The 18,956-nt window shown below is 55.2% G+C and carries 18 protein-coding genes and 1 other RNA gene; 12 read left to right on the top strand and 7 right to left on the bottom strand.

The features are described 5' to 3' along the window. Positions 1 to 5 precede the first annotated feature (5 nt). Positions 6 to 404, top strand: coding sequence for a YbgC/FadM family acyl-CoA thioesterase (locus tag INF61_RS09270; RefSeq protein ID WP_017694410.1), 399 nt, complete (start codon positions 6 to 8; stop codon positions 402 to 404). Positions 405 to 466: 62 nt separating this feature from the next. On the opposite strand, the gene queC is transcribed toward INF61_RS09270, so the two are convergent. After that, positions 467 to 1,162, bottom strand: a complete 696-nt coding sequence (queC, locus tag INF61_RS09265) for a 7-cyano-7-deazaguanine synthase QueC (RefSeq protein WP_015571271.1) — start codon at positions 1,160 to 1,162, stop codon at positions 467 to 469. 66 nt (positions 1,163 to 1,228) lie between these two features. After that, entirely contained in the window at positions 1,229 to 2,929 is a 1,701-nt protein-coding gene (locus INF61_RS09260) for an SgrR family transcriptional regulator (protein ID WP_193126688.1), read from the bottom strand. 101 nt (positions 2,930 to 3,030) lie between these two features. Here INF61_RS09260 and cof point away from each other — a divergent pair, with 101 nt between their 5' ends. Continuing rightward, a complete protein-coding gene (gene cof, locus INF61_RS09255; RefSeq protein WP_108393845.1) occupies positions 3,031 to 3,849 on the top strand; it encodes an HMP-PP phosphatase in 819 nt (272 codons plus the stop codon). Between the two features lie 41 nt (positions 3,850 to 3,890). On the opposite strand, the gene INF61_RS09250 is transcribed toward cof, so the two are convergent. Further along, a complete protein-coding gene (locus INF61_RS09250; protein WP_017383196.1) occupies positions 3,891 to 4,937 on the bottom strand; it encodes a PLP-dependent cysteine synthase family protein in 1,047 nt (348 codons plus the stop codon). Between the two features lie 115 nt (positions 4,938 to 5,052). Here INF61_RS09250 and INF61_RS09245 point away from each other — a divergent pair, with 115 nt between their 5' ends. From INF61_RS09245 to amtB, 5 genes are all read left to right on the top strand, one after another. Beyond that, positions 5,053 to 5,511: an Lrp/AsnC family transcriptional regulator gene (locus INF61_RS09245; RefSeq protein ID WP_015571267.1), complete on the top strand. Its 459-nt coding sequence runs from the start codon at positions 5,053 to 5,055 to the stop codon at positions 5,509 to 5,511. Between the two features lie 30 nt (positions 5,512 to 5,541). Then, entirely contained in the window at positions 5,542 to 7,296 is a 1,755-nt protein-coding gene (locus INF61_RS09240; protein WP_033486672.1) for a SmdA family multidrug ABC transporter permease/ATP-binding protein, read from the top strand. After that, positions 7,289 to 9,070 (top strand): SmdB family multidrug efflux ABC transporter permease/ATP-binding protein, encoded by a 1,782-nt coding sequence (locus tag INF61_RS09235; protein WP_193547716.1) that lies wholly within the window; start codon positions 7,289 to 7,291, stop codon positions 9,068 to 9,070. Before INF61_RS09240 ends, INF61_RS09235 begins: the two co-directional genes overlap by 8 nt. A 211-nt stretch (positions 9,071 to 9,281) precedes the next feature. Continuing rightward, positions 9,282 to 9,620, top strand: coding sequence for a P-II family nitrogen regulator (gene glnK / locus INF61_RS09230; RefSeq protein ID WP_006809867.1), 339 nt, complete (start codon positions 9,282 to 9,284; stop codon positions 9,618 to 9,620). A 35-nt stretch (positions 9,621 to 9,655) separates the two neighbouring features. After that, positions 9,656 to 10,942 (top strand): ammonium transporter AmtB, encoded by a 1,287-nt coding sequence (gene amtB, locus INF61_RS09225; protein WP_015571265.1) that lies wholly within the window; start codon positions 9,656 to 9,658, stop codon positions 10,940 to 10,942. Between the two features lie 95 nt (positions 10,943 to 11,037). Here amtB and tesB read toward each other — a convergent pair whose 3' ends face one another. Continuing rightward, the gene (gene tesB, locus INF61_RS09220) at positions 11,038 to 11,898 is read right to left on the bottom strand and encodes an acyl-CoA thioesterase II (RefSeq protein ID WP_039271549.1); all 861 of its coding nucleotides are present in this window, start codon (positions 11,896 to 11,898) and stop codon (positions 11,038 to 11,040) included. Positions 11,899 to 12,101: 203 nt separating this feature from the next. Between tesB and INF61_RS09215 the strand changes: the two genes are divergently transcribed. Next, positions 12,102 to 12,629 carry a YbaY family lipoprotein gene (locus INF61_RS09215; RefSeq protein ID WP_023296032.1) on the top strand — a complete coding sequence of 176 codons (528 nt, stop codon included), beginning with the start codon at positions 12,102 to 12,104 and terminating at the stop codon, positions 12,627 to 12,629. Positions 12,630 to 12,666: 37 nt separating this feature from the next. On the opposite strand, the gene INF61_RS09210 is transcribed toward INF61_RS09215, so the two are convergent. Then, positions 12,667 to 12,978: an MGMT family protein gene (locus INF61_RS09210; protein WP_003859016.1), complete on the bottom strand. Its 312-nt coding sequence runs from the start codon at positions 12,976 to 12,978 to the stop codon at positions 12,667 to 12,669. A gap of 170 nt (positions 12,979 to 13,148) precedes the next feature. On the opposite strand from INF61_RS09210, the gene ffs reads away from it, so the two are divergent. Further along, positions 13,149 to 13,245: signal recognition particle sRNA small type (ffs, locus tag INF61_RS09205), an RNA gene on the top strand. A gap of 121 nt (positions 13,246 to 13,366) precedes the next feature. Here ffs and INF61_RS09200 read toward each other — a convergent pair. Next, positions 13,367 to 15,853: a BsuBI/PstI family type II restriction endonuclease gene (locus INF61_RS09200; RefSeq protein WP_227413467.1), complete on the bottom strand. Its 2,487-nt coding sequence runs from the start codon at positions 15,851 to 15,853 to the stop codon at positions 13,367 to 13,369. A gap of 422 nt (positions 15,854 to 16,275) precedes the next feature. Here INF61_RS09200 and INF61_RS09195 point away from each other — a divergent pair, with 422 nt between their 5' ends. Together INF61_RS09195 and INF61_RS09190 are read left to right on the top strand one after the other, a co-directional pair. After that, positions 16,276 to 16,527: a hypothetical protein gene (locus INF61_RS09195; RefSeq protein WP_006809862.1), complete on the top strand. Its 252-nt coding sequence runs from the start codon at positions 16,276 to 16,278 to the stop codon at positions 16,525 to 16,527. Next, positions 16,524 to 16,739 carry a hypothetical protein gene (locus INF61_RS09190; protein ID WP_015571263.1) on the top strand — a complete coding sequence of 72 codons (216 nt, stop codon included), beginning with the start codon at positions 16,524 to 16,526 and terminating at the stop codon, positions 16,737 to 16,739. The genes INF61_RS09195 and INF61_RS09190 overlap by 4 nt, the downstream gene beginning before the upstream one ends. Before the next feature lie 70 nt (positions 16,740 to 16,809). Here the strand turns inward: INF61_RS09190 and INF61_RS09185 are convergent, their stop codons facing one another. Next, complete coding sequence (locus INF61_RS09185; RefSeq protein ID WP_047718600.1) at positions 16,810 to 18,231, bottom strand: PLP-dependent aminotransferase family protein; 1,422 nt, start codon at positions 18,229 to 18,231, stop codon at positions 16,810 to 16,812. Between the two features lie 84 nt (positions 18,232 to 18,315). Here INF61_RS09185 and INF61_RS09180 point away from each other — a divergent pair, with 84 nt between their 5' ends. Continuing rightward, positions 18,316 to 18,927 (top strand): YitT family protein, encoded by a 612-nt coding sequence (locus INF61_RS09180; RefSeq protein ID WP_015571261.1) that lies wholly within the window; start codon positions 18,316 to 18,318, stop codon positions 18,925 to 18,927. Positions 18,928 to 18,956: the final 29 nt, after the last annotated feature.

Here is an 18,956-nt window from a genome sequence, read left to right as displayed (position 1 = left end):
GCGCTATGCAGACACAAATCAAAGTCCGTGGTTATCACCTCGATGTTTACCAGCACGTCAATAACGCCCGCTACCTTGAATTTCTTGAAGAGGCGCGCTGGGACGGCCTGGAGAACAGCGAAAGCTTCCAGTGGCTGACCGCACACAACATCGCGTTTGTGGTCGTCAATATCAACATTAACTACCGCCGCCCGGCTGTGCTGGGGGATGTGCTCACCGTGACCAGTGAGGTCCAACAACTGAATGGCAAAAGTGGTGTATTGAGCCAGGTCGTTACGCTGGAGCCAGAAGGGCAGGTGGTGGCCGATGCGCTGATCACCTTTGTCTGTATCGATCTCAAAACCCAGAAAGCGTTGCCGCTGGAAGGGGAGTTGCGCGAAAAGCTGGAGCTGATGATCGCGTAAGAAATGTTCAGGAATAACTGTGCTGTCGACACTTACCGTTCGACAGCACGGTCAGGTAGCCCTTATTTCAGCCCGGTCTTTTTCTGCATCGCGGCCATCACGCCCGCTTTATCCGCAAAATAATGATTCAGACCGTTCGCGCGCAGGTTACAGGCGGCACACTGCCCGCAGCCGTCCCCTTTAATGCCGTTGTAGCAGGTCAGGGTCTCGTTGCGAACAACATCCAGCTTGCCCCAGTAGTCGGCCAGGGCCCAGGTTTCAGCCTTATCCAGCCACATCAGCGGCGTTTCGAAGCGGGTCTCTTTTGCCATTCCCAGATCGACAGCGTGATTGAGTGCTTTCACGAATTCATCCCGGCAGTCCGGGTAGCCAGAGAAGTCGGTCTCACATACGCCCGTGATCACCGCTTCGGCTTTCACCTGGTAGGCATAGATCGCCGTCAGGGTCAGGAAGAGAATGTTGCGGCCCGGTACGAAGGTGTTCGGAATGCCGCTGGCATCCGGTTCGTAATCAGGCACCGGAATGCTGTCGCGGGTGAGGCTGCTGACGGCCAGTTCATTTAACAGCGTCACGTCCAGCACTTTATGAGCGCGGGCGCCCAGTTTGAGAGCCAGTTCACGAGCGACATCGATTTCAGCGCGATGACGCTGACCATAATCAAAAGTGACGCAGTGCACTTCATCATACTGGTGAAGCGCCTGAATCAGGCAGGTGGTGGAATCTTGTCCTCCGCTGAACACGACGACGGCACGTTTCATAGATCATCTCGACAGTTACAGTAAAAGCGTCATGTTAACGCCTGGCTAAAGCGGCGACCAGCTTCTTCACGCGTTTGGGGGAGGAAGCCAGGCTTCGGTGAAGTCAAACCAGCCGCGAGTGTTAAGGCGTATGCCGTTGACGCCCGGAGGCGCGCTGATTTGATACTGGTAGTTAAAGAGCGGCGTCAGGACGGCTGACTCCATTAACCGGCTGAATATAGCCTGAAGTCCTGCGTGTCGGTCACGCTCGTCGGCCTGCGTCTGCACCGCATCCAGCGTGGCCTGCAAATGGGCGTATGCCGGTGCGCTCAGCAGATGTGGCCAGAGCGCATCGCAGCGGAGCCACTGCTCAAGCGTGTACGCTGGCGCTTCGCCAATCAGTCTGTCTCCCATCATGATGTCTGCATCGGCAAGCTGCTGGCACCCGTCCCACGTTTTGGCGTCGTGAAAGATGACGGTCAGTTCACAACCCTGCCGCGCAAGGTATGCTTTTAACTGGCTGGCCATGGTGTGAAGCTCAACCGGCAGGTGGTAGACCAGCGTCAATGCCTCTGGCAGCGCAACGTCGGTTAAATCAGGCCATTGGGGGATCGCCCAGCCGGGAAGCAGTTCCTCGGTAGGGGTGATGAGCCCTTCGTTCAGGGGAAGCGTGTGCAGCAGCGTTGAGAGATGAATGATATTAATCAGCCGCTTTGCCTGAAGTTCGCTCAGACGCGGGCTCTGTTTCAGCGTGAGGTAGCAGAAACCCAGACTGGTGCTGTTACTCACCAGCCGCAGGCTGGCCAGTTCGTCGGCCTCGCCAATGGCGATTTGCACCGGGTGGCGACAGCTGGTGCCCAGACTGTAGTCAAAAAGCTGGGGCGTGATCCAGTACTCGATAGCCTTAAGCAACGGATGGCCAAGGTGATACTGCTCGTGGCTTTCCAGACGCACCAGTTCAGGCTCAAAAACGCTCAGCCGGAAGGGACCGCTACCCACCACGGGGTAATCGGGATGCGCCAGACGGCTACAGTAGGTTGCCAGCCTGTGCGCCAGCCAGTAGTCAGGTTGATGGAGAATAAACGTCAGGCACTGCGGATGCGTGGTTTCGATACGTAAGACGCTGCGGAAAAGCGTGCCCAAGCCGGGCTGCGATAACAGCGCCGTCAGGCTTTGCCGGAGCTGTGCCGTCTCTATTTTATCGCCGTTATGCCAGTGCAGGGTGGAGCGAATGTAGAAATGCCAGCGCAGGCCGTCAGCGGAGATTTCCCAGTGATGCGCCAGATCGCCCGTGGGTTCACTGCTGGTACCATTAAAACGCGTCAAACCTGAGAATACCTGTCCCGCCAGATGCTGCTCCGCCCGGCCAGGGAGAAACCCCGGCTGAAGCGGCTCCAGCGAGCGATAGTAGGGAATACGCAGCGTCGGCGTATCGTTCTGCCACTGCCCGCCCATAAACGGATGCAGCAGCGATCGCAAATCTTCAGGCGCGAGCTGGGCCAGCTCCAGCGCGTTGTGCTGCTGTCCACTTTTCAGGGCCTCTTCCATCATCGTATTACGCAACGAGTCCGGGGTGACGTGAAAGCGTAATTCCCCACGCTTACCTCGTCCGGAGCGGGCGTGCCAGCTTAGCCAGCCCGCCTCCTGCGCCTGGCGCAGCAGGGTGCGAACATGTCGCTCGCTGCAAAAGCAGCGGCTGGCAAGTTCACTGATGGTAACCTGCTGCGGTGCGCCGGCGGAGGGGTGCCACAGACGCTGATACTGGTTAAGACGATTAAGCTGGCGCATGAAAAACCCGGAACAATAATTATCATCTATTCACTATTACTTCCGTATATCTCACGTAATACTGATGCACAAGTTAACCGCATCACATTTCGGGAGTAATTATGGCTCGGCTCGCTGCATTTGATATGGACGGCACGCTGTTAATGCCGGATCACCGTTTAGGGGAGAAAACCCTGAACACACTTAAGCGCCTGCGCGAGCGAGAAGTTACCCTGACGTTTGCCACTGGTCGTCATGTGCTGGAGATGCGCCATCTGCTGGGGACATTTGCCCTCGATGCGTTCCTGATCACCGGCAACGGGACGCGCATTCACTCCGTCAACGGCGATGTGCTGCACCGTCAGGATCTGAACCCGGAAGTGGCGGACATTGTCCTGCACAGCACCTGGGATACGCAGGCCAGCGTGCATGTTTTTAACGATGAAGGCTGGTTTACCGGGCGTGAGATCCCGGCCTTGCTGCACGCTCACGTTTACAGCGGCTTTAAATATCAGCTTATCGATTTGCGCCGCATTCCGGCACACAAGGTGACCAAGATCTGCTTCTGTGGCGATCACGACGATCTCTGCCGCCTGCGTATTCAGCTTAACGAGGCGCTGGGCGACCGGGCGCACCTGACCTTCTCGGCGGTGGACTGCCTTGAAGTGCTGCCGGTGGGCTGTAACAAAGGATCTGCGCTGGCGGTGCTGAGCGATCATCTGGGGCTGACGATGCAGGACTGTATGGCCTTTGGTGACGCCATGAACGACCACGAGATGCTGAGCAGCGTGGGTCGTGGACTGATTATGGGGAACGCGATGCCGCAACTTATCGCCGCGCTCCCGCATTTACCGGTTATCGGACACTGTCGTAACGAAGCGGTGTCCCATTTTTTGACGCATTGGCTGGACAAAAATAACCTCCCATATTCCCCCGAATAGTGAGACCCTTCCAGCAAGCCAGGCTAAAGCCTGGCTTTTTTTTATTTCACCAGCTGCGAAATCTGCGCTTTCCACGGTTCTACATCGCCAATAGTTGCCTGCACCCATTCTGCGTTGTAATAGGTGTCCAGGTAGCGCTCCCCGCTGTCACACAGCAGCGTGACGACAGAGCCGGTACGGCCTTCTTCGCGCATCCTCGCGGCCAGCTGTAGCGCGCCCCACATATTGGTGCCGGTGGAAGCCCCGACTTTACGGCCAAGCTGTGTCTCCAGCCAGTGCGCCGTCGCGACGCTGGCGGCGTCCGGCACGCGGAGCATCTCATCCACAACGTCCGGAATGAACGAGGGTTCGACGCGCGGGCGACCAATCCCTTCGATCTTGCTCCCCACGGGGCTGCGCAGGCTGGCATCGCGGGATTGCCAGTAATCGAGGAACACCGAGTTTTGCGGGTCAACCACCATCAGCTGCGTATCATAACCCTGACAGCGGATATAACGTCCGATGGTGGCGGAGGTTCCGCCCGTGCCCGCGCTCATGACAATGTAAGAGGGAACAGGATGCGGCTCGTGGGTCATCTGGCGGAAAATGCTGTCCGCAATGTTATTATTGCCGCGCCAGTCGGTGGCGCGCTCGGCGAAGGTAAACTGATCCATATAGTGACCATTCAGCTCGCGGGCCAGCATTTCGGAGGCCGCATAGATTTCGCAGGCGCTTTCCACAAAGTGGCAGCGTCCGCCGTAAAATTCGATCTGTTCGACTTTACGTTTCGCCGTGCAGGAGGGCATCACGGCGATAAACGGGAGGCCCAGCAGGCGGGCAAAGTAGGCTTCGGAGACGGCAGTTGATCCGGACGACGATTCAATAATCGTGGTGCCTTCTTTGATCCAGCCGTTACATAAACCGTATAAAAAGAGTGAACGCGCCAGGCGATGCTTCAGGCTGCCGGTAGGATGGGTGCTTTCATCCTTCAGGTAAAGCTGAATGCCGGGAAATCCAGGCAGAGGCAGGCGGATCAAGTGGGTGTCTGCCGAGCGCTGATAGTCGGCATTTATTTCGCTGATGGCATGTTTAACCCAGGTGCTATTCATCGTAGTTATCCGTTTGTCATTTTGTGCCCAGCATAGCGAAAAGCACAGAAAAAATTGTTGCTATCTGACCTTTAAAATAGAATGTAAGGAGAATAATTTTCTCTTCGAGGTGGCTATGTTAGATAAAATTGATCGTAAGCTGCTTTCTTTGCTGCAAAGCGACTGCACCCTCTCTTTGCAGGCGCTGGCAGATGCCGTTAATCTGACCACCACACCGTGCTGGAAGCGCCTCAAGAAGCTGGAAGATGATGGCATTCTGCTGGGACGCGTGGCGTTGCTGGATCCCGAAAAACTGGGGCTTGGACTGACCGCCTTCGTCCTGATAAAAACGCAGCATCACAGTAGCGAATGGTACTGCCGCTTCGTCACCCAGGTTTCCGACATGCCCGAAGTGCTCGGCTTCTGGCGCATGGCGGGGGAATACGACTATCTGATGCGCGTTCAGGTGGCAGACATGAAGCGCTACGATGATTTCTACAAGCGGCTGGTCAATAGCGTACCAGGCTTGTCCGATGTCACCTCCAGTTTCGCCATGGAACAGATTAAATACACCACAGCGTTACCCATTGAATAACTTCTTAAAATACCTTCAGGAAAAGACCGCGTGCGATTATTTGCCCAATTAAGCTGGTACTTTCGTCGGGAGTGGCAACGCTACCTCGGCGCGGTGGCCCTGCTTATTATCATTGCCATTCTGCAACTGATCCCGCCCAAAGTGGTGGGTTACGTCGTGGATGGCGTTACGGAACAACATTACACCGCCGCACGGGTGATGATGTGGGGCGGTACGCTGGTGCTGACGGCCGTGGTGGTTTACCTGCTGCGTTATGTCTGGCGCGTGCTGCTGTTCGGCGCGTCCTATCAGCTTGCCGTTGAGCTGCGCGAGGACTTTTACCGCCAGCTGAGCCGCCAGCACCCTGAGTTTTATCTGCGTCACCGTACCGGGGATCTCATCGCCCGCGCCACTAACGATGTAGACCGCGTGGTGTTTGCCGCCGGTGAAGGGGTGCTAACGCTGGTGGATTCCCTGGTGATGGGCTGTGCGGTACTGATTGTGATGTCTACGCAAATTAGCTGGGAGCTCACGCTGCTGGCGCTGCTGCCGATGCCGCTGATGGCGCTGGCAATTAACCGCTACGGCGAGCAGCTCCATGAACGCTTTAAGCTGGCGCAGGCGGCGTTCTCGTCGCTGAACGATCGCACCCAGGAGAGCATGACCAGCATCCGCATGATCAAAGCGTTTGGTCTGGAAGACCGCCAGTCCGCGCTGTTTGCCGCCGACGCCGCCGATACCGGCGCGAAAAACATGCGCGTGGCGCGTATTGATGCCCGTTTCGATCCGACAATTTATATTGCGATTGGCATGGCGAACCTGCTGGCAGTGGGCGGCGGCAGCTGGATGGTGGTGCAAGGCACGATGACCCTCGGGCAGTTAACCAGCTTTGCGATGTACCTTGGGCTGATGATCTGGCCGATGCTGGCGCTGGCCTGGATGTTTAATATCGTTGAACGCGGGAGCGCCGCTTACAGCCGTATCCGCGCCATGCTGGCGGAAGTGCCGGTCGTGAACGATGGCAGCGAGCCGGTGCCGGAAGGTCCGGGTATTCTCAAGGCTGATATCCGCGCCTTTATCTACCCGCAAACGGAACATCCGGTGCTTGAGAACGTCAGTTTCACGCTGCGTCCTGGTCAGATGCTGGGCATCTGTGGCCCGACGGGTTCCGGTAAAAGCACCATTCTGTCACTGATTCAGCGCCATTTTGACGTGAGCGAAGGCGATATCCGTTTCCACGACGTCCCTCTGCCACGTCTGCTGCTGGATGACTGGCGCAGCCGCCTGGCGGTCGTCAGCCAGACGCCGTTTTTGTTTTCAGACACCATTGCCAACAATATCGCGCTCGGGTGTCCGACGGCGACACAGGACCAGATCGAGCACGTGGCGCGTCTGGCCAGCGTCCACGAGGATATTCTGCGCCTGCCGCAGGGCTACGACACGGAAGTGGGAGAGCGGGGCGTTATGCTCTCCGGCGGACAAAAACAGCGTATCTCTATTGCCCGCGCGCTGCTGCTGGACGCTGAGATCCTGATACTGGATGATGCGCTGTCCGCGGTTGACGGGCGTACTGAACATCAAATTTTGCATAACCTTCGCCAGTGGGGAGAGGGGCGCACGGTCATCATCAGCGCGCACCGTCTGTCGGCCCTTACCGAAGCCAGTGAAATTCTGGTGCTTCAGCACGGGCATATTGCTCAGCGTGGTCAGCATGAGCAGCTCGCCGCGCAGACCGGATGGTATCGGGATATGTACCGCTATCAACAGCTTGAAGCCGCGCTGGATGAGGAGGTCGCCGATGCGTAAGTTTGGACAGATGTGGCCGACGTTAAAACGGCTGCTGACCTATGGCTCGCCGTGGCGCAAACCGCTTTCCATCGCCGTGCTGTTGCTGTGGATCGCCGCGATTGCGGAGGTGACCGGTCCGCTGCTTATCAGCTATTTCATCGACAATATGGTGGCGAAAAACTATCTGCCGCTGGGGCTGGTGGCGGGGCTGGGCGTGGCGTATGTCGGCCTACAGCTGACGGCGGCGGGGCTGCACTATGCGCAGTCGCTGCTGTTTAACCGGGCCGCCGTGGGCGTGGTCCAGCAGCTACGCACGGATGTGATGGATGCCGCGCTGCGCCAGCCGCTGAGCGAGTTTGATACCCAGCCGGTCGGACAGGTTATTTCGCGCGTCACCAATGACACCGAGGTGATCCGCGACCTCTATGTAACCGTTGTCGCAACGGTTCTGCGCAGTGCCGCGTTAATTGGCGCGATGCTGGTGGCGATGTTCAGCCTGGACTGGCGTATGGCGCTGGTGGCGATCGCTATTTTCCCGGCGGTGCTGATTGTGATGGTAATTTACCAGCGCTACAGCACGCCGATTGTTCGTCGCGTGCGCGCTTACCTCGCAGATATCAATGATGGCTTCAACGAAGTGATCAACGGCATGAGCGTTATCCAGCAGTTTCGCCAGCAGGCGCGTTTTGGTGAGCGAATGGGAGAAGCCAGCCGCTCGCACTATATGGCGCGGATGCAGACGTTACGGCTGGATGGCTTCCTGTTACGCCCGCTGCTGAGCCTCTTCTCTGCGCTGGTGCTGTGCGGGCTGTTGATGCTGTTTGGCCTGACGACGCGCGGAACCATCGAGGTGGGGGTACTGTACGCATTTATCAGCTACCTTGGACGCCTTAACGAACCGCTGATTGAACTCACCACGCAGCAATCGATGCTGCAACAGGCAGTGGTCGCGGGCGAACGTGTATTCGAGCTGATGGACAGGCCGCGTCAGACCTATGGCGATGACGAACGCCCGCTGGAAAGTGGATCCATAGCGTTTGATCATGTCTCGTTTGCCTACCGCGACGACCAGCTTGTCTTGCAGGATATTAACCTCGAGGTACCGTCGCGCGGTTTTGTCGCCCTGGTTGGGCATACCGGTAGCGGCAAAAGCACGCTCGCCAGTTTGCTGATGGGCTACTATCCGTTGACGCAGGGGGAGATCCGTCTGGACGGACGGCCGCTTGCCGCGCTTAGCCACAACGCGTTACGTAAGGGCGTCGCGATGGTGCAGCAGGATCCGGTGGTACTGGCGGATACCTTTTATGCCAACGTGACGCTGGGACGACCTTTCACGCCTGAGCAGGTATGGGAGGTGCTGGAAACGGTACAGCTTGCGGATCTGGCGCGCGGGTTAAGCGAGGGGATCCATACCCGGCTGGGTGAGCAGGGCAATAATCTCTCGGTCGGGCAAAAGCAACTTCTTGCGCTGGCGCGCGTGCTGATTGAGACGCCGCAGGTGTTAATTCTGGATGAAGCGACCGCAAGCATTGACTCCGGTACCGAGCAGGCGATCCAGCAGGCGCTGGCTGCCGTGCGGGATCGCACTACGCTGGTGGTAATCGCCCACCGCCTCTCAACCATCGTCGATGCCGATACCATTCTGGTGCTGCACCGTGGCCAGGCCGTTGAACGGGGGACGCACAGAGCGCTGCTTGAGGCAAAAGGACGCTACTGGCAGATGTATCAGTTGCAGCTGGCAGGCGACGAACTGGCCGCCAGCGCGCGCGAGGAAGAGTCACTCAGCGCCTGATGCACCATAACAAGGCAATGCGCTAACAGACTTAACCGTTGGTGCAAAACTGAAACGCACCCTGCACTGCCATGGTGCGTTTTTTTTCGCCTCTTCCCGGCGCATCCGCGCCGCGGCGCTTTCCTCCTCACCTTTCACTTCTGGCACACCCTTTGCAATATCCCTTTCGTGTTAGCTGCGGCCATTACCGAATTCTGACTGGAGGGGATATATGAAGCTGGTTACGGTGGTAATCAAACCATTCAAACTCGAAGACGTGCGTGAAGCGCTGTCTTCCATGGGTATTCAGGGACTGACTGTCACCGAAGTGAAAGGCTTTGGGCGTCAGAAAGGTCATGCCGAGCTTTATCGCGGGGCGGAATACAGCGTTAACTTCCTGCCAAAAGTGAAGATTGATGTGGCGATTGCCGACGATCAGCTTGATGAGGTGATTGATGTCGTCAGCAAAGCAGCCTACACCGGAAAAATTGGCGACGGCAAAATTTTCGTTGCCGAACTACAGCGCGTCATTCGCATCCGTACCGGCGAATCTGACGAAGCGGCGTTGTAAGTAACTCCTGGCACACAGTGATAGGGATCGAGAAAATGAAGAAAGCAACAATGAAAACAGGTCTGGGTTCGCTGGCACTGCTGCCGGGCCTGGCAATGGCTGCACCTGCTGTGGCAGACAAAGCCGATAACGCCTTTATGATGATTTGCACCGCGCTGGTGCTGTTCATGACGATTCCGGGGATCGCGCTGTTTTACGGCGGCCTGATCCGCGGCAAGAACGTACTCTCCATGCTGACGCAGGTTGCCGTCACGTTCGCGCTGGTGTGCGTGCTGTGGGTGGTTTACGGTTACTCGCTGGCCTTCGGGGAGGGCAACGCCTTCTTCGGCAACGTTAACTGGGCGATGCTGAAAAATATCGAACTGACCGCGGTGATGGGCAGTTTTTATCAGTATATTCATGTCGCGTTCCAGGGCTCATTCGCCTGCATCACCGTGGGGCTGATTGTGGGCGCGCTGGCTGAGCGTATCCGCTTCTCTGCGGTACTGATTTTCGTGGTGGTCTGGCTGACGCTCTCCTATATCCCGATTGCGCATATGGTCTGGGGAGGTGGTCTGTTGGCTTCCCATGGCGCGCTGGACTTTGCGGGCGGTACCGTTGTGCACATCAACGCCGCGGTAGCAGGTCTGGTAGGCGCATACCTGATTGGTAAGCGCGTGGGCTTCGGGAAGGAAGCATTTAAGCCGCACAATCTGCCGATGGTCTTTACCGGCACCGCCATCCTCTATTTTGGCTGGTTCGGCTTCAACGCAGGTTCAGCCAGCGCCGCTAACGAAATCGCCGCGCTGGCCTTCGTGAATACCGTTGTGGCAACCGCCGGCGCTATCCTCTCATGGGTATTTGGCGAGTGGGCCGTTCGCGGCAAGCCATCGCTGCTGGGTGCCTGTTCCGGGGCGATTGCCGGTCTGGTAGGTATTACGCCAGCGTGCGGTTACGTGGGCGTGGGCGGTGCGCTGCTGATCGGTATCGTCGCAGGACTGGCGGGGCTGTGGGGCGTTACCGCACTGAAACGTGTTCTGCGCGTTGACGATCCGTGTGATGTATTCGGCGTACACGGTGTGTGCGGCATCGTCGGCTGTATCATGACCGGTATCTTTGCTGCCCAATCTCTGGGCGGTGTGGGTTACGCAGAAGGCGTGACCATGATGCATCAGGTGCTGGTACAGCTGGAAAGCATCGCGATCACCGTTGTCTGGTCCGGTGTTGTGGCCTTTATCGGTTACAAGCTGGCTGATATGACCGTTGGGCTGCGCGTGCCGGAAGAGCAGGAGCGCGAAGGCCTGGACGTCAACAGCCACGGCGAGAATGCCTATAACGCATAATTTGATTGCTTTGCCGGGCGGCGGCTTCGCCTTACCCGGCCTGAAAAAGCACAATTTGCAGGCCCGGTGAGCGCAGCTCCACCGGGCTTATAACATCACCCGCGATTACGCATCACACCTTCCTGCACGGTAGAAGCCACCAGCACGCCATCCTGAGTGTAAAACTCCCCGCGTACAAAGCCGCGCGCGCTGGACGCAGAGGTACTTTCCACGCTGTAAAGCAGCCATTCATTCATATCGAATGGACGGTGGAACCACATGGAATGGTCAATTGTGGCTACCTGCATCCCTTTTTCGAGGAAGCCCACACCGTGCGGCTGTAGCGCAACCGGCAGGAAGTTGAAATCCGACGCATACCCCAGCAGGTACTGATGCACGCGTAAATCTGCGGGTACGCTGCCGTTGGCGCGGATCCACACCTGACGGGCGGGCTCAGCGGTATGCCCCTTCATTGGGTTATGAAATTCGACCGGGCGGATCTCCAGCGGTTTATCGCACAGAAACTTCTCTTTTACCTGCGGCGGCAGCAGATGCGCGAGAGCGCGGGCAATTTCGGTTTCCGATTTCAGATCGTCAGGCGACGGGGCAGACGGCATCTTTTTTTGATGCTCATAGCCCGGCTCTGGCGCCTGGAACGAGGCGGTCATGTAGAAGATGGGTTTGCCATGCTGGATGGCCGCCACGCGACGGGCGCTGAAGCTTTGACCGTCACGCAGAACTTCCACGTCGTAAACAATCGGTTTAGCGCTGTCACCGGGGCGTAAAAAATAGCTGTGAAACGAGTGCACCAGACGGTCTGCCGGGACGGTCTCCCTGGCGGCATACAGCGCTTGCCCCACGACCTGGCCGCCAAAAACCTGGCGTAAGCCTAAATCCTCGCTCTGTCCGCGAAATAGCCCTTCTTCTATTTTTTCCAGGTTCAGTAATGTCAGCAGATTGTTCAGTGCCTGACTCATAGTGGTCCTCAATAAACGCCGTAGCGAAAGATACGCTGAGTATAACCCAGAAATGAAAGTGGTCCGATGGGTAGAATAATCTTAATATCCGGACGAAATTAGGCATAAATCCGTGATTTGTGCCACACTTGTATTCGTTGTGTGAATAAAACGACATCAGATGGGATCGATCCCGCTGGTGCATTGATGATAAGGAGACTTCAATGAAACTCGTGCCTATGCTCAGTGGTGTAGCAATTGCGGTAGCGTTGTCCGCCTGTGCTGGTAAGAGTGCCGATGTACCGGTGCCAACAGCAAGCGCAAACGGGATTAACACCCTTTCACAGCAAGCTATTCAGCAGCCAAATGTTTCCGGTACGATCTGGATCAAACAGAAGGTTGCGCTGCCGCCGGATGCGGTTTTAACGGTCACGCTGTCTGATGCTTCCCTGGCTGATGCGCCGTCTAAAGTGCTTGCGCAGCGCGCGGTTCGTACAGAGGGTAAACAGGCGCCGTTCAGCTTTGTGCTGCCGTACAACCCGTCTGACGTGCAACCCAATGCGCGTATCCTCCTGAGCGCGGCGGTAACGATCAACGATAAGCTGGTCTTTATCACCGATACCGTGCAGGAAGCGGTTAACAAAGGCGGCACCAAAATCGACCTGACCCTGGTACCGGTGCAGCAAACTGAAGTGCCCGTTGCAACGCAGACCAATCAGCCGACTCTGCCTACACCGCCAACACAGCTGTAATTCTCTCTCGCCCTCTCCATGTTGACGGGAGAGGGCGTCAGTACTCCCAGCGATACTTCTGCATATCAATTTGTCCTGCCCCGGACACCTGCACCCCTTCTGAAAGTAAAGCCTGACGCTGGCGCTGCAAGTCTGGCCCGGTGAGGGAAATGGCGCCATGGCGATTGACGACCCGGTGCCACGGTAACGTGCTTCCTTCCGGTAGCCTCCTCAGCACGCCGCCTACCTGACGCGCCGCGCGCGGAGAACCCGCCAGCCGGGCGACTTCCCCATAGGTCGTGACACAGCCTTCCGGAATCGAAGCCACGATTTGCCACACTCGCTGTGGGAAAGTGTCATGTTCGTCCATTGTTTCTCCTGCGGGAAATCAGCGAAGGGTAATGTTATACGAAGATAAAGAAGATTGTCGGGGCAGTTTGCGCAATAATCCAGCATCCGGTTGCCAGCGGCTTGCAATTGAGGTGCTCCACAGGGATAATGCGCCAGCGCGTTGGTTATCAACGCTCTCAATGGGGGCTCTGTTGGTTCTCCCGCAACGCTACTCTGTTCACCAGGTCAGGTCCGGAAGGAAGCAGCCAGGGCAGACGACGTGGGTGCCGGGATGTAGCTGGCAGGGCCCCCACCCATTTGTGCTTACGCTAAGTCGTATAGCTTAAAACCTCATCTCTTTGCCAACAATCATTCTGATATAGAGCCGATTATATCCGGCTCCCTTAATCGAAGATGACGTTTTCGGTTTAAGTATGGGGTCCAAGGAATCGATCGCCGTTCAGGTGGATCATATGGGTTGGAGCATCAGCTACCCAGACCTCTGTTTCCCAGGATAATTCCATCAGATATTTTGCCATCACTTTCCGGTCAGGGAAGGCTGTAACGTATACCAATCCGGGTTTAGCAGAAGCAAATAATTTTGCTAACTCACCGTGACGCTTTCCATCGACGGGCCCGTGGGAAGTAACTGATTCAATTAAAAGTAACCAGTTGCGTTTTTGCCAATAAAGAACAACATCGGGCAGTTTACCTTTTCGATCAACATTTACTCCCAGTTCCGCAAGTCGGTCTTTTCTAAAATGATCTTCCTTCGCGCCAGTATCTCCGATGTAAATAACTTCTGCTTCAGGAGCGAAACGAGGACCAAACTCAACGATGATATCCTTGATGAGCTGGCTATGCGCACCGGGGCTTAATTCTAATTCAGTACCGTCATTCAGCTTTAATGGCACCATTTCCATTTTTCGCGCCATGGCATACTGCTCAACTAAGGTCGGTACGTTGCCCATATGTTCTTTAAGCGCTGTTTCCCATTTGGCAGAACCATAGTTTAATAACACGGTATGCAGTTCAGGCGCTATCTGATAGCAAGCTTTAGGGGAGTTAACGGGGCGTTCGGGTTTATCCGGATTGTATATAGCTATTCCGCCATCACAAAACTGATGGAGCGTTTGTCGACGAAAGGTTTCACGCGTGTTTGGGGCGTACTCTTTTCCGTAAACGTCTCTACACCAATCCATGATCGGTGTCACACCCAACATTGGGCGTTCAATTTTCTCCCACTCGCCATCAGGATGAAGATCAAGCAATGCGAGCAAAGTTAAAGCCGAACGCTCGTTTATTTGAGCACGAGGCATTCCAAGTTGACGCAACACATCAAGAGCTTGCTCTATTTTTTCCTGTGCTTTCAACGGGTCAGCGATTTTTCCTTTCGTCATAAGATCTAACTCCCTGTTAATAATATCGTCAATTTGGTTCTGTTTAAGCACTTCATCATCGAACTCACTACCCATTTTTCGCAATACTTGCATTGATGGATAATGAATTGATCTTAAATCAGAGGCATTTACCTGAGTATGCCCACCAAACTGACGGTAATACTTATCCAGCAAAGTGCAGTTCAGATAGACATAAAGCCCGCGGGCGAGATCCGCATCCATACCCTTCTTCTGAATATGGAAGACATTGGTTTTATTATCGAAACCGATCAACTCGCCAGGAAGTGAGGAGTCATATAATGTTGCGACAATGCGACGCTTTTCCTCTTTGCTGCTAAATCTTTTTAAAATCAGGAAGTAGCCCTGGTTTTTCCATAACCAGGGACGTGATGATTCGGAAACCCTAATTGCATTAGGCTTTTTCCCATCAAGGGGCCAATTCACTTTGCCGTTCAAATGCTGAGGAAAAAGTAGCGGCACTGACCCGGAATCCATTCTTTCTCTGAGGTCATTTTTAAGGCGAAAGTCAACTACCGGCCCAGTACTAACCTGAACATTAAGCTCGTCCAGAGTTGTTGTAAAAGGGGATAATCTCTCGATTATGTCCTGTTCTCTGGGACTTGCAGCGATATGAATGAACTTTTGTTTGTCTGCTGGGTTAACTATTTTGTCTATCGACACCTTGCGCTGCGTCATATCGGTGGCCGTGATTTGCCCGGATTCTTCATCAAGATGAAAATCTGACGTTGGGCTGGAGGTGATAATAACCTGCCCCTGCGGAACGCCTTTAACACAGTGAATGATGATATTTTCTTGAAGCACTTCATCCTCAGCAAATGCCGCATTACGGGAGTCGAAAATGTGGATGTGCTTGATGGACGTTTCAGAGAGTAAATGCTCACGGAAAGGCTGATAGTAAGGGCCATTACAGAAAGAGCGTGGAATAATTGCCACTAACTCTCCTCCCTTTTTCAGCTGTTTCAAAGCTAACGCCACAAACCCAGAGTATAGGTTGACCGTTTCTATGCCTGCATTGCGTAAAGAGGCCCGGTGAGCGCTCGACGAGAGAATTTTTTTATAAGGGGGATTCATAATCACATGGCTATAAGTCCCTGGCTCTTCACTGGTCGAAATATTTTTAGCCAGACTTGCCTCAAGTATGTAATCTACCTTACTAATTTTATGGGTTAATTTTCCATTTGCAGCCTCATCACAGGCGTTCAGTGTCTTGCTAAGATACGGAAGCATCACTTCTGCAATGTCGATGGCGTCGAGCTCCATCTTGTCGACATCAAGGCGCAACGCTCGTTCTACGAACGCTGCAGAGAGCGACCCCACTCCGCAGCCTGGATCGAGTAGCTTGATGTCACCTTTTATGTCGTCAAACAGGCTTGCCATGAACAGACAAATCGGAGCCGGGGTCATAAACTGACCGAGTGCAGATTTTGTCTTTGGATTTAACAGCTTATTCGCTTCTTTTCTATGCTGATCAGCCAGTTCCAACAAGCGCATCATATTTCCACTAGGTAACAAAAAAGTTCAAATTGCATACTGCTCCTGTGTCATCCGGAACAATATTAAGAGTCAGAATGCGTCACATGCCGACAATGTTACTACAAACAGAGCAGCGATCAGGATATCTTTAGTCCGTCAAAGGCCGCTTTGCCGATCGCCAGCCTAGCCTGCGCCACCGCTAATGGTAAACCCAGCGTCAACAGTCCGTAGCTGTCCAACGGTTGCTTTACCGATTCTGCTATCCTGGCGTGTAATACAGACTTCATTTAACTGAAATAATAATGTCATAAACCTGTAATAATAGACTGTCATTTTATTTTTCGATGCCTTTATTCTGCCATAAGCTAAAAAATATATATCTGGATAACAAACTTATCTTCGTGTATTAAATTAAACACGTGTTCCGAAAGGATGTGACAATCATGGTTACTGCGGTTTTAAACGTTAAAATTGATGAAGCGCTAAAAGAAAGACTTCGCCACTATGCGGAAGACAATAATGAGAATTTAAGCGTGACCACAGAGAAACTGCTGCTGCTGGCATTTGAAGCAGTAGAAGAGGCGGGAGTATCGGAAGAGGATGTTGATAATCAGCATACGGAAGAAGAGAGCGTAACTCCATTTACTCCTAAAGAAATCAAAGCACTACGTAAACTTCTGAAGAAGAGAAAATGAAACAACAACTATCGACTGCCAGTGACTACAACGAGGCCTGCAATCTGTTACGTTCCGGCTACGTGAAACATGTTCGTCTTGGCTGGAATGTAGGAAGTGATGAGTTCTTTCGTATTGCGTCTGACTGGTGTGATACCGGTGCAAAAATAAAGAAAGAAGGGGATAATTTCATTATTTCGCTGAAAGGCTTCCCGATTCCACCTCAACATTAAGTTGTTCTTCATGAAAACTGCTGACTGCATGCGATACAGTCAGCAGTTTTTATTGTTTCTGGCGAATAATTTACACCAGGCTCCGTTTTACTGGCGCTACACTTTTATTTAATGCACGCCACAGCGGTTTGATCCGCAATAATGCCTCTTCAAGTTCTGGTGAACTGAGTGAGAAGGGCATACGCAGGTAGCGGTCAAACGCGCCTGATAGTCCAAAACGCGTGCCGGTGCCCATAATGATGCCTGTCGTTTCGGCGCGTGCCGCCAGCTGTGTCGCCAGCATGCCGGGTAATTCAATCCAGTATGAAAGCCCTCCCTCCGCTTCCTGAAACCGCCATTCGGGGAAATGTTCCCGCAGCATCTGGCCGCAGCGGTCGCGCCGTTCTGCCAGCATTTGCCGCCGGGCAGGCAGGAAGGTTGCACTGTTTTCGATAAGCCACAGCGTGGCCAGCTGTTCCAGCACCGGAGAGCCCAGATCCAGCGTGTCGCGCGTTTGCGCGAGGGTGGCGATAGTGCGTGACGAGGCGCGGATCCAGCCGAGACGCAGCCCACCCCAGAAGCTTTTACCTGCGGAACCCAGCGTCATCACCGTGGCCTCCGGGTTAAAGGCGGCCAGCGGCGGCGGCGGGGGAACATCGAACCAGAGATCGACCATGGTTTCATCCACCACCAGCGTGGTGCGGGTCTGCGCGGCGATGTCGGTTATGGTCTGGCGCGTCACGGCATCCATGCAACGTCCGGTCGGATTATGAAAATCCGGCATCAGATAGGCCAGACGCGGGGCGGTCTGGGCAAGCGTTGCGGCAAAACCGTCGGTATCCCAGCCCGTTTCAGGCAGCGAAACGCCCACGGGCCGGCATAGCGCCCCCTGAATAGCGGCTATCGCCAGCGGGTAGGTGGGATGATCCACCACCACGCGATCCCCGGGACCGGTCATCATTCTTAAGATCAGGGCGAAGCCGCTGACGGCGCCGTTCACTACCATCACTTCGTCTGCCCGGGTGGGCAGACCGCGTGCGGTGTAGCGGGCGGCGATAGCTTCACGCAGCGCCGGAAGCCCAAGCTGATCGTACCCGGTCAGCGCCAGATTCGGCGTGATGGCCGTCAGCGCGTGGGCGTAGGCCTGGTGGATCTCTGGTCCCGCGTTGAGTGCGGCGGTTGAGAGATCCAGCGCCGCGCTGGCAGTAGAAAGCGTGGGCACGGCGCGGCTGTCTGGCAGGATCGCCCGCGAACCGCTGCCGTGACGGCTCTCCAGATAACCCTCTTCCCGCAGATGTGCCAGCGCGCTGCTGATGGTGGTGCGGCTTACGCTCAGAGCGGCGGCCAGTTCCCGCTCTCCGGGCAGGCGCGTGTTTAACGCCAGCCTGCCATCCAGAATTAACAGGCGTAACGCGTCAGCCAGCTGGCGCCACAGCGGGGTACGGGAAGAGGCTTGCTGCCAGTGCCCTAACAGGCGAACCAGAGACTGGCTACCAAAACGACGTGATGACATGTGCAGTCCACTATTTGAAAACTGGACATTAATCATAGTGCCATTTTCACCGAAGATGGAACCTGGTTCTTCGGAGAAGAGAAAATGGTACGTCGTCTGGTACAACTTTATGTCGGTTTAGGCCTGTACGGGCTTTCAACCGCGATGTTTATTCGTTCGGATCTGGGTGTCGACCCGTGGGATGTCTTTCACCTTGGCGTCGCCATCCAGACCGGGATGAGCATCGGCACGGTGATTATTTTAACCGGGGCCGCGGTGCTGCTGCTGTGGATCCCGCTGCGTCAGCTGCCGGGACTGGGTACTATCAGTAATGTGATTTGTATTGGTCTGGCGGCCGATGCGTCAATGGCGCTGATCCCTGAGCTCACCTCGCTGCCCGTGCGCATCACCCTGCTGGTTTCCGGCATTGTGGTTAACGCCCTTGCCACCGGGATGTATATCGGCGCGGGTTTTGGCGCAGGCCCGCGCGACGGTCTGATGACCGGCATACATGCCCGGCTGGGCTGGTCGATCCGCAGCGTGCGTACCGCGATCGAGGTGACCGTGTTGATCGTCGGCTACCTCCTCGGGGGAGCGTTTGGCGTTGGAACCGTACTGTATGCATTAACCATCGGCCCGCTGATCCAGCTCTGTTTGCCGTGGTTTCGTCAGGGACCGCGCATTCAGAAAGCCGCGCGGCCGGAGCGGATTGTTTAATTTTGCGAAGCGCTCACAGGCTATGATGG

The organism is Enterobacter cloacae complex sp. P18RS, from assembly GCF_014982105.1.
GTDB lineage: Bacteria > Pseudomonadota > Gammaproteobacteria > Enterobacterales > Enterobacteriaceae > Enterobacter > Enterobacter hormaechei_C.
The sequence above is the reverse complement of the archived record's forward strand: the minus strand, read 5'-3'. Positions and strand labels throughout refer to the sequence as shown.

Excerpts from the sequence above, each read along its gene's own strand:
- INF61_RS09270 (WP_017694410.1), top strand. The coding sequence starts at position 6 with ATGCAGACACAAATCAAAGTCCGTGGTTATCACCTCGATGTTTACCAG.
- queC (WP_015571271.1), bottom strand. The coding sequence starts at position 1,162 with ATGAAACGTGCCGTCGTCGTGTTCAGCGGAGGACAAGATTCCACCACC.
- INF61_RS09260 (WP_193126688.1), bottom strand. The coding sequence starts at position 2,929 with ATGCGCCAGCTTAATCGTCTTAACCAGTATCAGCGTCTGTGGCACCCC.
- cof (WP_108393845.1), top strand. The coding sequence starts at position 3,031 with ATGGCTCGGCTCGCTGCATTTGATATGGACGGCACGCTGTTAATGCCG.
- INF61_RS09250 (WP_017383196.1), bottom strand. The coding sequence starts at position 4,937 with ATGAATAGCACCTGGGTTAAACATGCCATCAGCGAAATAAATGCCGAC.
- INF61_RS09245 (WP_015571267.1), top strand. The coding sequence starts at position 5,053 with ATGTTAGATAAAATTGATCGTAAGCTGCTTTCTTTGCTGCAAAGCGAC.
- INF61_RS09235 (WP_193547716.1), top strand. The coding sequence starts at position 7,289 with ATGCGTAAGTTTGGACAGATGTGGCCGACGTTAAAACGGCTGCTGACC.
- glnK (WP_006809867.1), top strand. The coding sequence starts at position 9,282 with ATGAAGCTGGTTACGGTGGTAATCAAACCATTCAAACTCGAAGACGTG.
- amtB (WP_015571265.1), top strand. The coding sequence starts at position 9,656 with ATGAAGAAAGCAACAATGAAAACAGGTCTGGGTTCGCTGGCACTGCTG.
- tesB (WP_039271549.1), bottom strand. The coding sequence starts at position 11,898 with ATGAGTCAGGCACTGAACAATCTGCTGACATTACTGAACCTGGAAAAA.
- INF61_RS09215 (WP_023296032.1), top strand. The coding sequence starts at position 12,102 with ATGAAACTCGTGCCTATGCTCAGTGGTGTAGCAATTGCGGTAGCGTTG.
- INF61_RS09210 (WP_003859016.1), bottom strand. The coding sequence starts at position 12,978 with ATGGACGAACATGACACTTTCCCACAGCGAGTGTGGCAAATCGTGGCT.
- INF61_RS09200 (WP_227413467.1), bottom strand. The coding sequence starts at position 15,853 with ATGATGCGCTTGTTGGAACTGGCTGATCAGCATAGAAAAGAAGCGAAT.
- INF61_RS09195 (WP_006809862.1), top strand. The coding sequence starts at position 16,276 with ATGGTTACTGCGGTTTTAAACGTTAAAATTGATGAAGCGCTAAAAGAA.
- INF61_RS09190 (WP_015571263.1), top strand. The coding sequence starts at position 16,524 with ATGAAACAACAACTATCGACTGCCAGTGACTACAACGAGGCCTGCAAT.
- INF61_RS09185 (WP_047718600.1), bottom strand. The coding sequence starts at position 18,231 with ATGTCATCACGTCGTTTTGGTAGCCAGTCTCTGGTTCGCCTGTTAGGG.
- INF61_RS09180 (WP_015571261.1), top strand. The coding sequence starts at position 18,316 with ATGGTACGTCGTCTGGTACAACTTTATGTCGGTTTAGGCCTGTACGGG.